Source organism: Exiguobacterium sp. GL_137 (assembly GCF_057834585.1).
The window spans coordinates 986,657-1,001,709 of sequence record NZ_CM174406.1 but is presented as its reverse complement, the minus strand read 5'-3'; the positions used below and the strand labels follow the sequence as shown (position 1 = coordinate 1,001,709).

Sequence of the window (15,053 nt, the reverse complement as noted above, 5' to 3'; positions counted from 1 at the left end):
ATGAAGCGAATAATCATTGGTGCCGTCATTGTAATTTATGTGACGGTTTTTAGTTTTTCCATTTGGACTTATCAACACCCGGTCCTGAACAGTTCCGATCAGTCAAACTTACTCCCGACCCGTGTCAAACAGATTCGGTCGGCAACTTCGACGGATGACCTGAAGTCCTGGATTGAGCAAGCAAAACAACGCCAGGAGACGGTGTCGATTGCCGGTATGCAACACAGTCAAGGCGGGCAGACATACCTGCCGGACACGACAGTCCTTGATATGACCAAGTACGATCAGATTCTAGATTATACTCCCAGAACGAAACGGATTACCGTCCAAAGCGGCGCCACCTGGGGTGAAATTCAAGACCGGATTCAGCCGGACGGTCTAGCAATTCAAGTCATGCAGTCGCAGAATATCTTTACAGTAGGCGGCGCACTCAGCGTCAATGTCCACGGCCGGGATATCCGTTACGGTTCCCTGTTTGATACGGTCGATTCGTTTCGGCTGTTGCAAGCGGACGGTTCCGTCGTCAACGTCAGCCGGACGGAACATGCGGATTTATTCCGCCTGGTCCCCGGCGGATATGGTCTCTTCGGTATCATTTTGGACGTTACTTTGAAACTGACAAACGATGAATGGTACGCCGAGCAGACTGTCGCCTTGAATTATCAGGATTATCCGGCTTATTTCCGGCAACATGTCCTCGGTGACGATGACGTCCGTATGCACATCGGACGTATTTCTGTCGCGCCGGACGGATTTTTCAAAGACATGTATGTCACGAACTATCGTAAAACAGAGCGGACAACTCCGATTGAAGAGGAACCGCTCAAGCAAGAAACCATCATCGCTTTGCCGAAAGCATTACTCGGCATCTCCCGGTACAGCGACTTCGGAAAAAATCAGCTTTGGTCATTTCAGAAATCGTATTTCCTGAAGCAGAGTGGAACGTTCGAATCCCGTAACAATGTCATGCGTTCCGACAGTGCGTTTATGGAATATACGAGTCCCGGTCGAACCGAATTACTCCAGGAATACTTCGTGCCGGTTGATTCGTTTGTTTCCTACATCGATCAATTGCGGTCGATTTTGACAGCCGAGGAACTGAATGTCTTGAATATCACGATCCGGTATGTCGAGCAGGATGAAACAGCTGCCTTGTCCTATGCGAAACAGGATATGTTTGCCCTCGTCTGGCTGATCAATACGGAAACGGATCCGATATCAATCAACGAAACGAAACGGATTGTCCAAAAGTTGATTGATGCGACACTCGCACATCAGGGCAGTTACTACCTGCCGTACTATCCGTTCGCAACACGCAAGCAGTTCCATGACGCCTATCCGAATGCTGCTACTTTTAAAGAAGCCAAACAAAAGCAGGATCCCGATGGCCTTTTCATGAACCAATTTTATCTCGACTATTTTAAGTAAGGAGACGATGATGAACTATTCACTTTTTGTTCGTATTCAAAGCATGATTTTAATGAGCAGCAGTATCATTTTCCCGTTTTATTTATTGCTTGTCCGGCAAATTGGAGATTCCTATGCCCAGTTCGGTCTTGCCTACGGTCTTTTCACGCTGACTTCAGCGTTCGCTTACCTCGGAATCGGTCGTCTGAGTGACCGGTTCGGCGACCGCTCATTGCTTGTCACCCACACGTTTGGCATGGCACTGGTTTTATTGTACGTACCGATTGTGACGTCCATTAGCCACGTCTACCTGATTCAAATCATCATGGGGATACTTGGTGCGTTGCAAAAGAACACGGAAAAAACAATCCTTGCCCGGCAGGAACTTGCCTTAACGACGGTTGGCCGGACAATCGGCCGCTATCATTTCAATACGTCCTTATGGTCGGCACTTGGAATCATAGCTGCCGGTTATCTGATTGATTTTTTAACGATCGGCAGTCTGTTTTACATCATCTCTGCCGTCTATTTTTATGTAACGTTGCGTTTACTGTGGGACCGTCCACGTTCAGGAAAAAAACATACGGAAGATTCATCATCGGGTGTCGAAGCGGGTATAAAGAAGTAGAAGGGATGTGATCGTATGATTGACGTAACCCATTACTCCCAAACGTTCGGGAAACGCACGGTCTTGACCGATGTCCAGTTTTCAATTGGTCAAGGTGAAATTGTCGGTTTAATTGGTCCGAGCGGTTCCGGAAAAACGACTTTAATCAAGTCGTTGATTGGTCTGCAACAACCAACGACCGGGACGATCATGGTTCTCGGCACCAAACAACCCTCGCTCGCCCAAGCGGAGAACATCGGCTACATGGCACAGTCGGATGCGCTTTATGAAGACTTAACGGCGCGCGGAAATCTGCGATATTTCGGAAAACTATACGGTTTAAAAAAAGCACGTCTTCGAGCGCGTATCGAAACCGTCCTTGAATTCGTCGATTTGAAGAAAGATGCCGATCGTCCGATCCATCAATTTTCCGGTGGAATGAAACGACGACTCAGTCTGGCCATCGCCTTGATCCACGAACCGAGTCTTCTGTTGCTCGATGAACCGACGGTCGGGATTGATCCCGCGCTTAAGAAAACATTTTGGCATGAGTTTGAACAACTACGCCAGTCCGGTGTAACGGTACTCGTCACGACACATGTCATGGATGAAGCTGAGCGGTGCGACCGGTTATTGTTGATCCAACATGGTCGTCTAATCGAAGCCGGTACCCCCAATGATTTGATTCAACGTTTTGGTTCCATCGATGAAGCTTTCATTCAAAAGGAGCGAGTATAATGCAAATTCTGACGGTAGCGGAACGTGTCATTTCACAAATTTTTCGGGATAAACGGACGATTGCCATGATGTTTCTCGCTCCCTTATTTGTTCTGTTCTTACTGTCGACGATTCTCGGTTCGAGCTCGGACGATGTGACAATCGGTACGGTCGATTTACCGGTGACCTTTCAAGATACACTGAAAACCAAAACAGACATCCGCACCTTTTCAAGCAAAGCGGCTGGTATCACTGCCATGAAGGATCGACAGATTGATGCCTTGATCACCTTTCAAAAGAATCAGCCGAAAATTTTAATTGAAGGCGGCGACATTTCAAAAAACGCAGCAGCGCTCCAACTCATTCAAGAAACCTTGATCACGATTCAAGGAAAACAAGCACTCACAGCCAACACGAAACTCTCGGCAACCGTTCAACAGTTGCAACAACAATTGACGCAATTAACGAATCAAACATTCGATACGCCGCAGCATGCATCACCCACTCTTACCAAACCCGACATCCAATTTTTATACGGCAATCCGGATGCTGAATTATTTGATCAAATCGCTCCTGCCTTGATGGGCTTTTTCATCTTCCTATTTGTCTTCATCATTGCCGGTGTCAGCTTTTTACGGGAGCGGTCGAGCGGTACACTCGAACGGACGCTTGCGACGCCGCTCAAACGCTCGAGTATCGTCTTCGGTTATTTTGTCGGTTTCTTTTTATTCGTCACGATCCAGACGATTCTTATTCAGTTATTCATCGTCAACGTGCTTGACGTGACGCAACAGGGAAACTACTTCTTACTTTTGTTCGTCAATCTCCTGACGGCAAGTGTCGCCTTGTCGCTTGGTTTACTGCTGTCGAGTTTTTCCCGGACTGAATTTCAACTGATCCAGTTCATTCCGTTAGCAATCGTGCCCCAGATTTTCTTCAGCGGGTTGTTTGATTTGGGTGATGCGCCCGTATGGGTCGAAATCATTAACCGGTTGATGCCATTGACTTATGCCGCGCATGCTCTGCAAAATATCATGACTCGGGGCTACGGGCTTCAAGACATTTGGCTCGATCTTGTCGTATTGGCAGGTTTTGTCCTCCTGTTCGTCGCACTCAATATGCGGGCTCTCAAAAAACAACGCCCGGTCTAAGAACATCGACTTCATTTCCCGGACTCCATTGACAATCCATTTTTTTCCTTATACAATCAAAAAAAAGCGAAATGAGGCCGACCAATGTAAATCCATCTAGATTACCTACCCACTAACTAAATACGAACGATGTGGAGGTTTTATAGATGAACCGATTTACAACTTTACTGGTCAGCCAGTGGGTAGCAAATGCGGGAGACGCGCTCTACATCGTCGCTCTCATTGCTACCCTGTACGCTCAGACCGGACAAGCAAGTACTGCCGCCCTATTCCCGGTTGCCGTGACGGCAGGCATGACGCTCAGTGGATTTTTCTTTGCCGATGTCGCAAGACGGTTTCGTCATGCTTCGCTCTTGTTATACAGTCAGCTTTTAAAAACGATCAGCCTCGGTCTGATTGTGTTTCTTGATTTACCGTTCGGTTATCTGTTAGGATGCGTCGTCTGGATTGCCTTTCTCGACGGGTTTGCCCGGCCGCTTGAGAGTGCTTTCCTGCCGCGGATCACAGACAACCTTCAAAAAGCTAACAGTCTGGTCCAGGGAACAAATCAAGTCGTCCAACTCGTCATGTGGCCGCTTGGCGCGATTTTTGTCAGTCTCGGTTCTGCCGATCTGGTCCTGACGATTTCGTTTTTCCTGTTTGTCCTAGCGAGCATCTGGACTGCTCTGTTTCGTCATCAAGTCCGTGAACTCGCGGATCCTGTCCAAGAAACGCAGGAAACACCGTCGTTCCGCTCTAGCTTCCGCTATACGTGGACGACTGAGCCGGCCCGCTTGAATACAACGTTGCTCGGCATCGATGCCTTTGCCAGTACGGCTTGGATTTCAGCGTTGTTCCTCGTCTATATCGACACGCATCTTCATGTGTCTGACAGCTGGTGGGGCATCTTAAATGCGTTTTATCTGCTCAGCATGATCGGTGGTAGTTATTACATGCTCCGCCGGACCAAGTCCGCCTCCCTGTTAACGCTTAGTGTCGCATTATCGGTCGGAGCAACCGTCTTGTTTGCGTTCGCACCGCATGTGGTCTTTGCGATTGTCGCCTGTGTGTTGCAAGGGGCCTCGAGCCAACTACGGGCAATCGAGCTCAATACACGTTTACAGGAAGCGACGCCTTCCGCCCGTTTGCCGTATGTCTACAGCATGCAACAAACAGTATATACGCTCAGCTTTTGTCTCGGCAGTTTGTTATTCGGACTGCTTGCAGACCGGTTAAGCATCGAGACGGTCTACTGGATTGCGGCCGCGGTCGCCCTGCTGATGTTCTCTTCCGCCCGACGTTTGCGCCATACTGTTTCAGTGCAGGATAAACAGCATGTTTCATAAGACAAGACATAACCAAAAAGAAGTATTTCCGGACTTCATACCGGAAATACTTCTTTTTCCTTACACATTTCGACTTTTTCGATATCGTATCAAGAGTCCTGCCCCGATTGCTCCACAGACGAGTCCGAGATAGAAATAGGCTCCGTCGAGACCGGCGTCTTGACTAATTTGTCCGAAACCCAGTCCAACGCCGATTGTCACAAGGCTCTCAAGCATCGAGACCATCGAGCTCCCTGTCGCCCGCGAGTCATCTGTCAAATTGCCCTGCAACCACGTTGTCAGGACCGGTTCGGACCAGCCATAAATTAGAAACAAACCAAATAAGACAAGCACCGACCATGGACTATCGATCAGGGAAAGTAATATGAATCCGCCAGCATACACGAGCAAGAGAACGCTGAGAGGAACAAACGGACGGTTCGGTTTCGGCAAAAGATTACCGAGTGCTTGGGCAACCATCAGTCCAATCAAAATCGTGCCAAACCAGGAGACCGCAATTTCTCGATCCCGGACATACAATTGCCAAAACTCATCCAAGAAAGTGATCGTCGTACCAAATGAAATGCTGAGCAACGTAATCCGGGCAAAAGAAGGAAATACCTGCCACCGACACCGGTCGCGACGCGTAACAGGAACCACTGTTCGTCCGGACGTGTCCGGTTCAATCAACAGGCAACTGGCGAAGAAAGCCAGCATCAAACAGCCAAGAGAGAGTTCATAATGCACTGTCAGCTCATACGATGTCGCAAGCCAAGCTCCAATCAGCGCTGCAACACCGGCTGCTGCAAGACTTGTCGCATTCAGACGGCTAATCGTTTTCTCAAAACGTTCCTTTTGTAAAAGTTGCTTCATCGTTTCGTAAATCAAGGCCTCTTCCGCTCCGCTGACAGCAGCACTTCCGATTCCGGCCAGCACCATGGCAAGTAAAAAGGACGACAGTTCATATGCCTGAAGCAATATCCAAAACGATAATGTTTCAAACAGCACACCCGTTACGAAGCTGATTTTTCGTCCCAACCGGTCAGCGACCAGACCAAACGGTACTTCGAGAACAACCATCGTCAACGCAAATACGATTTCAGCATACACGACGTCCTCCACCGTCATTCCACGTTGTTCCCAAAACAAGCGCTCGATGACATACGCGGGCAGACAGGCTGTCAAAAAGCGAATCAGGTACAGCAGACGGATATTCCGGCGAAGTCGAACTTAACAAGGCGGCCGTATATTTTTCATGGTGAATTCCTCCTTTTTGAATGATATCATGCACCCTGTTTTTTACTTTTCCCGTTTCTCTTTCTTCCGAATCGGATTACACAAAAAAGCAGACGACGGATAGTCCGTTGTCTGCTTCTGTTTCAGTCTGCTTATCTTTTATGGTCTTTCGCATGTTCCATTCCAGTAATTGTTTCAAGTGAACTCACCTGCACGAACGGCAATTCGATCGTAAAGATCGAGCCGCGTCCTTCTGTTGATTCCACATGAATCAAACCCTCGTGGGCACGGACGATTTCCTGACAAATCGCGAGGCCGAGACCGGTACCGCCAATTTTCCGACTGTCTGAATTATCGACCCGGTAAAATTTACTAAACAGTTCAGGCAATGCGTGTTGCGGAATCCCGATTCCTTCATCGATAACCTGAATCCGTAACCGGTCATCCAATGCTTCGAGCTTAAGCTCAATCTCCCCGCCATCCGGTGAATACTTGATGGCATTATTAATTAAATTCCCAAACAACTGCCGCATTTTCGGTTCGTCCGCTTCAATCCAACGAAGCGGCTGATCCCCGGTTTCAAGCGTCAGTTGATGGTTGCTCGTTGAACCGGCATGAAATTCCGCGACTTCCTGAATCAAGTTTCCAAGATCGAGTTTTTCGAACTGATAGTGTTGCTGACTCGATTCCATCCGCTGAACATCCAGGAAGTCGTTGACGAGACTCGTCAGACGCTGTGTCTCCGAATGAATCGTCGTCAAATACCGCTGTTGACGATCGACCGGTAAGTCTTTCGCCAGCATCAGCTCGGTATACCCGAAGATTGACGCAAGCGGCGTCCGCAACTCATGAGACACCGTCGAGACGAACTCCGACTTCATCCGGTCGATACCGGTCTCAATCGTCACATCCCGCAGTACGAGCATCGTTCCGCGGAAACGGCCGCCGTACTGAATTCCTTCCGCGTACACTTGAACGAACCGTTCCTCTTTGTTTAAGGATAAGGACAAGCCTTCAGTCGGAATCTCATGACGACAGACCCGACTCATATATTCGAGGAACGCTTCATGTTGATCGACCTGGACGGCCAATTCTTCAATCTTGACATCGAGCGTCATCAATCCCTCATCAAATTGATCGTGAGACGGATGATGGAACAAAGCAAGCAATGGTTTATTGGCAAAAATCTTGTCGCCTTCGATATAAATGACAGCTTCACGGATCGAATGCAACAGTTTCGATGTTTTCTCGCGTTCCCGCTCAATCTCATCAAAGACCCGCATCCGAAGCAATGACAAGGCCAGTTGACGCGAGAACGACCAGATTTCTTCCGTTTGATCTTCATTGAACTGATCCCGATAACGGACTAGATAAATGCTGGCAATCATCGTGTTAGTTGACGGATCCATGACAGGAACCACCGTTTCATACATGCTGTACGGGTAAGGCAGCGGATGATCACTCGTCACTTGTTTCGTCGAACGAACGGCATGTTTGTGCATCCGTGCCCGTTCAAGTAACGAAATCGAAGAGTGTAACAACTGATGTTCCTGATCCGGTGTCATCCCATACGACACGATATCCGTATAACGGTCGTCGTCAAGGAAGACGATGGCACCAAGCTCGGCATCGGTGATCGTAATTAATTTTTCAATGATTGCGGGGTAAGCCGTCAATGTTTCACGGGAAGCGAGTGTTTCCGTCAATTCATTGCGGTATCGCAGATGGGTTTCGTTCCGCAATGTAATATCAAGTGCTTCCTCGAGTTCTTCTTGCTGCATCTGTAATTCTTCTTGCTGCGCGACGAGTTCTTCCTGCTGACTTTGCAACTCATCGTTACTTGAAACGAGTTGCATCTTTTGGGAAGAAATCGATGCTGCCATCTGATTGAAAGTTGTCGTTAATTCACCGACTTCATCCTGTGGATTCACAACTTTGATTGGTGTCGCATCCTCGCCTTGTGCGAGACGGCTGCTTTCCCGATTCAACTGACGCAATTGTCCGGTCAAACGCGAGACAAATGGACGGACAAGCAACGCAATGATCAGCAGGAGAACAGCCAAATTAATGAACCCCAGCACCTGTGAAGCGTTAACCTGTTTTCCCAGCTTTTCTTGCGCCGCGAGCTCTTGTTTGTTTAATGAGTTGCGGTACTTCGTGAATACTGTTTCCATATCGACGATGCTTGAACTCATATCCGCTGCACTTTTCGTTTTGATATTGAACTTCCGTTTTGGATCGAGTGTCGGTGCTTTCGTGACTTTTCCGAGCGTTGCCATCTGCAAGAACGGTTCGGTTACGTCCCCGTCTTTTTTAGCAGCGACGTAGTTCGTCAGACTCGGCATGACGCGTTGCGTATACGCCGTATAAAGCGATCGGGCATCTTTTGCATACTGTTTTTCTTCTTTAAAACGGGCATTTTTCTCAAACCACGTTGTTTGTTGATTGATGTTCGTTTTTTTACGTTCAATTTCTTCCAGCATTGCTTCATCGCCTAATAAGACGAATCCGCGCATTTCATACTGAAGACTTTGCCATGATTCATATAAGTTCGTCGCGCGTGTCCGATGATCGTTTAATGTCAGCAGTTCCTGACGTGATGTCTGAACCTGACTTTTCGTATAAAAATAAACGCCGGCTGAGGTCAGCACGAGTGTCAATATAATCATATAGAAGGCAGACATAATTTGGCGTCCAATCGTTCGATTAAGCCATGACTTCATCTATTCATCCCCCTCTACTGTAAAAACTTAAATTAATCGTTTCTAAACCTCATTCTAAAGCTTTTTTAAGCAAAACCACTAAATATGCTCAAAAAAGACCACTTTTCATCTAACTTTAATCTAAACGGTTGTATGTTACAAACAGATGTCACAAAACAGGAGAAAATTTCGTTCATTTGGAGATTTTTACAAAAAAAGCCCGCTCCGATAGACGGAACGGACAGCCATTTAAAAATTAGAATGGTTCGTAATCTCTGTATTTTGTTGATTGACATGCATCTGATGATGATCATGATGATGATGCGTACTCGAATGACGCCGGACAGGTTCTTCATCTGCAAGTGGATCCCCGTCCAAAATGCCAAGCCGCGCATATTGGACCGAAACAGCCTGTTTCGTCGTCGCCTGCACTTGATCCGTCTGATGAATCAACGATGCAATTCCTTTCGCCAATCGAAACGGTTCGAGATTCGTCTTTTCGACCGGAAACGTTGGCAACGAACGGAGATAGTCGAGATACTGTCGTGCTCCGTCTTCCGACGGTGTTACGAGTTCCGAAGCGTGGTGACGAAGCGATTGTGTCAAGTTATTCGTCGAGACCCCTTGCGTAATCATCGTAAACAATCCAATCACGAAAACACATACGATGATTCCAAAAAAAATCATCATGAAAACCGGCATCCCGGAAAAAAAGCCATCGCCTTCGATATACAGCAACAGTCGGTTGCCGTTAAGCAATGAAGCGATTCCTGATAACGACATACAAACCCTCCTCGTTTCGTGTGATAGTTACTCTTACGCAACACGAACAAGGAGGGTTTCCGTTTTTTATTAAGTTTCTAAGGAAACTTCCGCATTAAACCAATCTTCGACGAATAAAAAGCCATCCGGGCGGTCAATCCGGTAAGAATACAGGACAGCAAAGTCACCGTCCGCCATCATCGGTAAGGTGATTTCCCGCAAGATTGCCTTCACTTCTTCCGTCATGACCGTTTCATAGCGGACGAAATCGTCTTCCCGGGTTTCCCGCTCCGTTAGATACGGTAACAATAATGATTTCCCAAACGATTGGGGATCATCGATGACTTCTGCCGTCACTCCGAATAATTCCTCCGCTTCCTCGATCAAGGCATCCGCTTGTCCAATCGTCACTTCGTTCGGAAACCAGACCGTCAGTTTGGTCCCTTCTTTCAAAAATTGTTCGAACATCGGTATAAAGGTCTTATTTTCCATCAAATCGTAATGCATCAAGCTTCTCCCTTCACAAACTCGAATTTCAATTGGTGTTGTTCCAAATACAGCATCGCCTGGAAGGTCCGACCGTTTTTTTTCATCTCAAGCGGCTTTGTTTTTCCGTTCGCGAGCATTTTTTTCAGTTCGGTTTGTGTCAGACGTGCCCCGAGAATCGTCTTCGGCAGGGTAAACCCGCAATTGTTCTTCTGATAGGCACTACACCCGTAAAACTTGCCCCGATCGAGCAACTCTGCCTGACAGACCGGACAGATGCCAACCGGCCGGTTCGTTGCGCCCCGCGCCCGTTTTGCCGGTACCTGGGTCGGATCGACTTCCAATTGTTCAACCCGTGTTTTCGCATCCTGGACTAAATGTTGCGACAGCTTCTTCGCTTGATCAACGAACTGGGCCGCTGAAGCCTCACCCTTCCCGATTTGGTCGAGCCGGCTTTCCCATTTCGCCGTCATCTCCGGCGAGGCGAGAATACTTCCGCTGACAGCTTCAATCAGAATCCGGCCTTTCGCTGTCGGATGCAGTTCTTTTTTCTTCACTTGAATGTATTCACGTCGTTTCAACCCGTCAATGATACCGGCTCGGGTCGCCTCCGTTCCCAGTCCCTCAATTTCCTTCATGATGGCTTGAAGTTCATTTTCAAGCACTTTTCCGGCCGTTTTCATCCCGAGAATCAAAGTTCCTTCCGTGTAGCGTTTTGGCGGTTCCGTTTGTTTCTCGAGTAACTTCGCGCTTTTAATCGGCATCTTTTGTCCGATTTCAAGTGCCGGCAGTTCCTGCTCTTTCGCTTCAACCTTCAAGACTTTCTTGAATCCTAACTCAAGCGACCGGCTGCCTTTTGTGATGAAGCGGTCCTGTTCCCGTTCCGTGATGATTTCCGTTTTTTCCGACCGGGCATCCGGGGCAAACGCCGCCAGGAAACGACGGACGATCAAATCGTAGACTTGTGCATCACGTCCTGTCAGTTTCGCAACAGCTCCCGCTTCTTCCGTCGGGATGATCGCATAATGATCGCTGACCTTCGCTGAATTGACGTACCGTTTATTGTTCGTAATGTTGTTCGTCACGATATCCGTCAGTTCGGTATACTCCGGCTGTTTCAGAAGTCGTTTTAAAATCGTCGGGAACTGACCGGCTTCATCTTTTGAGACAAAGGATGAATCCGTCCGCGGATAACTGATCCAGCCCCGGATATACAGTTTTTGCGCAATATCGAGCGTTTCCTTTGCGCCGAGTCCGAAACGCCGGCTCGCTTCCGTTTGCAACAATGACAAACTGAACCAAAACGGCGGTTTTTCGACTTGTTCCGTCTTTTCGACCGCTGCTACGGTACCGTTTCCTGTTGTTCGGGCGACAATTGCTTCTGCGAGGCTCCGTTCTGTAAGCTTCGTTTGTTTTTTAGCATTGATGTACTTCCCTTTATACCGGGTAAAGTCCGCCTCGACTTCAAAAAACGTTTCCGGACGGAAATTCTCAATCTGCTTTTCCCGTTCGACGATCAAGGATAATGTCGGCGTCTGGACCCGCCCCAGTGAAAAGACGTCAACGATGCCTTTTTTCTTGAGCAGCGTCGTATAGGCACGGGAAGCATTCATCCCGATCAACCAATCGGCACAGGCACGGCTCATCGCTTCATGAAACAGATTTTCGGTTTCCTTACCATCCAGTAGATGAGCAAAACCGTGATCGACGGCCTGCGGTGTCAGACTGGAAATCCAAAGACGTTGAATCGGTTTCGCATTGTTCGCCAGCCGGAGAATCAATCGGACGATTGCCTCTCCCTCTCGCTCGGCATCCGATGCTATAATGATGGAAGTCGTCGTCCGTTCGTTCAGTAATTTCTTGATGACTTGGAACGCTTTGCTTTTTCCGCGGGATAACCGGTAGTCAAACCGTTCCGGAATAATCGGGAGATGATCATAGTTCCATCGTTTCCATTTGGCGTCATAATGCGCCGGTTCCTGCAGCTCACATAAATGTCCGACGGCATACGCCAGTTTCGCTCCTGCCGGAAACCGGTCACATGGTTTGATTTCAATATATCCGTCCCGTTTGACCGATGGATACGGTGCTGCCAGTTTTTCAGCTTGTTTCGGTTTTTCCGCAATGATTAATTGCATTGATTCACCCTCTTTTCCTTACTTCAGACACGCGGAGGTTAACATGCCCTATTTCACTTTATTCATGGCTCTCTTTTTTATCTCGACATCTGCAATTTTTGTTAAATGGGCCGAAACCCCGATCGAAGCCGTCGCTTTTTTCCGGATGTTGTTTTCGACGCTCTTGCTGTTACCGTTGATTCATCTGAAAGAATTACTTAGTCTCAGTTCAACGACAATCCGACATATGATTTTAAGCGGAATTCTCTTAGCCGGTCATTTTTGGCTGTGGTTCCTGTCCCTTGATTATACGACAGTTGCCAGCTCGACGCTCTTCGTAACCGCGAGTCCGATTTTCGTTTTGATCGGGAACGCTGTCTTCTTTAAACAACACCCGTCACGAAAAGCCCTCTTTTTCGTCGGTGTCGCGTTGCTCGGCGGCGGACTTGTCGCTTATGGTGATATCGCGGTCGGTCCAAGAGCGCTGATCGGAGACGGACTGGCCCTGCTCGCGACGATCCTTGTCGCCGGTTACTGGCTGCTCGGTCAGCACGTCCGGACGAGTGTCTCGACGAATACGTATTCGTTCGGTGTCTATGCCGTGTCTTCCGTCGTCTTGTTACTGTTCTCGCTCATTCAGTCCGTCAATCTGGTCGCTTCTTTCCAAATCGATTGGCGCATCTATATTTTACTCGCTGTCTTCCCGACGCTGCTTGGTCACAACCTGTTTAACTGGGCCCTGTCGCGTGTCAGTGCCAGTATCGTCAGCATTACGATTCTCGGTGAAGCTGTCTGGGGCATGATTTTCGGTTATTTCCTGTTCCAGGAATCGTTGACTTGGATTCAAATTACCGGTGCCGCCTTACTTCTCGTCGGAATCGGTCTGTTCCTCCGGCGGAATGAACGGGATATCCGGGAACAATTCGCCAAACAAAATGCCGCGACGACGGCGGAATAAAAAATAAATACCAGTCAGCAGTCTTCTGTTAGAAGATTGTCTGACTGGTATTTTTTAATTCGTCGGATCTTCCGGACGGACTTTCGGCAGACGGAATGTCATGAAAAAGGCGAGAATGGCGCAGATAAGTCCGCCAATGAAGACGAGATGCAACCCATTTGCCAGTGCCTGCTCCGCTGCTGTCTGAACATCCGTTCCATAACGCGATGCGGTACCGGATTGAAAAAACGGATCAATCGAATAGCCGTTCAATAGTTTTGAGTCGGAAAAGGCCTGGATGATCGAGACGTTAAATAACGTCCCGAAGATCGCCACACCAAGCGTTTGACCGGTCGTACTCAAAAATGAGTTGACGGCAGTCGCCGATCCACGGAGTGACCAGTCGACCGATGTCTGCAAGACAACCATGAAGACCGGTTGCGCCAGTCCAAAACCGATTCCAATCAACGAAACAGCCAAATAAATGAAAACGTCACTTGATTCCCGTCCGATTCCGATTAAAATTGCCATTCCGATGACGAGTAATCCCATTCCGGTCATCGTCCGGTAGCGTGGTGAGGCGATGCCAATCGTACGTCCGCCAACGATTGCCGTCAGTGTCCAAAACAACGATAACGGCATCAGCATGAAGCCGGCTTCGGTCGGACTTTTCCCGAGAACACCTTGCGCAAAAATCGGGATATATGCCGACATCGAGACAAGTACCCAGGCAGAAAAGAAGACGGCCAGATTGATGACGAGAATGACGGGGTGACGGATGACCGCAGGTGGCAATAATGGGTCAGCTGCTTTTTTCTCGACCCGGTAAAACCAAAACAACAGGACCAGACTGACCGCAAAACTGATTAAAATCAGCGGTTCGGCAAAGGTTTCAGCTTCACTTCCCGAAAGTAACCCGTACAGTAAGGCACTCATCCCGGTCGCAAATAAAATCGCTCCCCGGTAATCAATCTTACGTGACGTTTCGGTAACATTTTCTTTATAAAACAGGACGATCATAATAAAGGAAATCAAAGCAAACGGAACATTCAACAAAAAGATATAGCGCCATGATAACGTCTCGACTAAAAACCCGCCGACCAGCGGACCGGCAACACCGGAGATTCCCCAAACTGCACTTAAAACGCCTTGGATTTTCCCGCGTTCCTCGTATGTATACAAATCCCCGATAATCGTCATCGCAATCGGCAGGACGGCTCCGGCCCCAATTCCTTGCGCGGCACGGAACAGAATCAGCGTTTCCATCGTTTGCGCCAGTCCACACGCAAGCGATGCGACCGTGAAAACTCCGATTCCAAACAACAGGACTCGTTTTCTTCCGTACAAATCTGCCATCTTTCCGTAAATCGGTGTCGATACCGCCATGAACAGTAAGAATCCGGCAAAAATCCAACTGACGAGTTTAGCACCGTTTAACTCACTCGCCATGACGGGCGTTGCCGTCGCAACAATCGTTCCTTCAATCGCTGCCAAAAATGTAGCTAATAATAAGGCAATCGTGACATTTTTCCTCAAGACACTCAGCTCGCTTTCTGTGTTTGTACCATTCTCTTATCATACAGTGAATGACCGGACTTCTAAAAGGAGATGCTTATCAAGCAGGAAT

Annotated in this window: 12 protein-coding genes; 6 read left to right on the top strand and 6 right to left on the bottom strand. The window is 48.2% G+C overall.

Annotated features, from left to right (window positions below; translation table 11 throughout):
* The 5 genes from AC3IRK_RS05165 (at position 1) to AC3IRK_RS05145 (ending at position 5,207) form a co-directional block, all read left to right on the top strand.
* Positions 1-1,428, top strand: coding sequence for an FAD-binding oxidoreductase (locus AC3IRK_RS05165; protein WP_426354948.1), 1,428 nt, complete (start codon positions 1-3; stop codon positions 1,426-1,428).
* A gap of 10 nt (positions 1,429-1,438) precedes the next feature.
* Positions 1,439-2,035, top strand: coding sequence for an MFS transporter (locus tag AC3IRK_RS05160; protein ID WP_426354946.1), 597 nt, complete (start codon positions 1,439-1,441; stop codon positions 2,033-2,035).
* Between the two features lie 15 nt (positions 2,036-2,050).
* Entirely contained in the window at positions 2,051-2,752 is a 702-nt protein-coding gene (locus AC3IRK_RS05155; RefSeq protein WP_131503072.1) for an ABC transporter ATP-binding protein, read from the top strand.
* Positions 2,752-3,882 carry an ABC transporter permease gene (locus tag AC3IRK_RS05150; protein ID WP_489170472.1) on the top strand — a complete coding sequence of 377 codons (1,131 nt, stop codon included), beginning with the start codon at positions 2,752-2,754 and terminating at the stop codon, positions 3,880-3,882. Before AC3IRK_RS05155 ends, AC3IRK_RS05150 begins: the two co-directional genes overlap by 1 nt.
* A 146-nt stretch (positions 3,883-4,028) precedes the next feature.
* Entirely contained in the window at positions 4,029-5,207 is a 1,179-nt protein-coding gene (locus tag AC3IRK_RS05145; RefSeq protein ID WP_188005274.1) for an MFS transporter, read from the top strand.
* A 60-nt stretch (positions 5,208-5,267) separates the two neighbouring features.
* On the opposite strand, the gene AC3IRK_RS05140 is transcribed toward AC3IRK_RS05145, so the two are convergent.
* The 5 genes from AC3IRK_RS05140 to AC3IRK_RS05120 all read right to left on the bottom strand — a co-directional run bounded on the left by AC3IRK_RS05140 (position 5,268) and on the right by AC3IRK_RS05120 (position 12,510).
* Positions 5,268-6,335: an MFS transporter gene (locus AC3IRK_RS05140; protein WP_426354944.1), complete on the bottom strand. Its 1,068-nt coding sequence runs from the start codon at positions 6,333-6,335 to the stop codon at positions 5,268-5,270.
* Between the two features lie 239 nt (positions 6,336-6,574).
* Positions 6,575-9,145, bottom strand: a complete 2,571-nt coding sequence (locus tag AC3IRK_RS05135; RefSeq protein ID WP_131503077.1) for a HAMP domain-containing sensor histidine kinase — start codon at positions 9,143-9,145, stop codon at positions 6,575-6,577.
* 228 nt (positions 9,146-9,373) lie between these two features.
* Positions 9,374-9,907 (bottom strand): hypothetical protein, encoded by a 534-nt coding sequence (locus AC3IRK_RS05130; protein WP_489170471.1) that lies wholly within the window; start codon positions 9,905-9,907, stop codon positions 9,374-9,376.
* 69 nt (positions 9,908-9,976) lie between these two features.
* Positions 9,977-10,393, bottom strand: coding sequence for a hypothetical protein (locus tag AC3IRK_RS05125; protein ID WP_489170470.1), 417 nt, complete (start codon positions 10,391-10,393; stop codon positions 9,977-9,979).
* A complete protein-coding gene (locus AC3IRK_RS05120; RefSeq protein ID WP_426354939.1) occupies positions 10,393-12,510 on the bottom strand; it encodes a DNA topoisomerase III in 2,118 nt (705 codons plus the stop codon). Before AC3IRK_RS05120 ends, AC3IRK_RS05125 begins: the two co-directional genes overlap by 1 nt.
* A gap of 43 nt (positions 12,511-12,553) precedes the next feature.
* Here AC3IRK_RS05120 and AC3IRK_RS05115 point away from each other — a divergent pair, with 43 nt between their 5' ends.
* The gene (locus AC3IRK_RS05115) at positions 12,554-13,447 is read left to right on the top strand and encodes a DMT family transporter (protein WP_214853944.1); all 894 of its coding nucleotides are present in this window, start codon (positions 12,554-12,556) and stop codon (positions 13,445-13,447) included.
* Positions 13,448-13,501: 54 nt separating this feature from the next.
* Here AC3IRK_RS05115 and AC3IRK_RS05110 read toward each other — a convergent pair whose 3' ends face one another.
* Positions 13,502-14,962 (bottom strand): MDR family MFS transporter, encoded by a 1,461-nt coding sequence (locus AC3IRK_RS05110; protein WP_214853947.1) that lies wholly within the window; start codon positions 14,960-14,962, stop codon positions 13,502-13,504.
* Positions 14,963-15,053 lie beyond the last annotated feature (91 nt).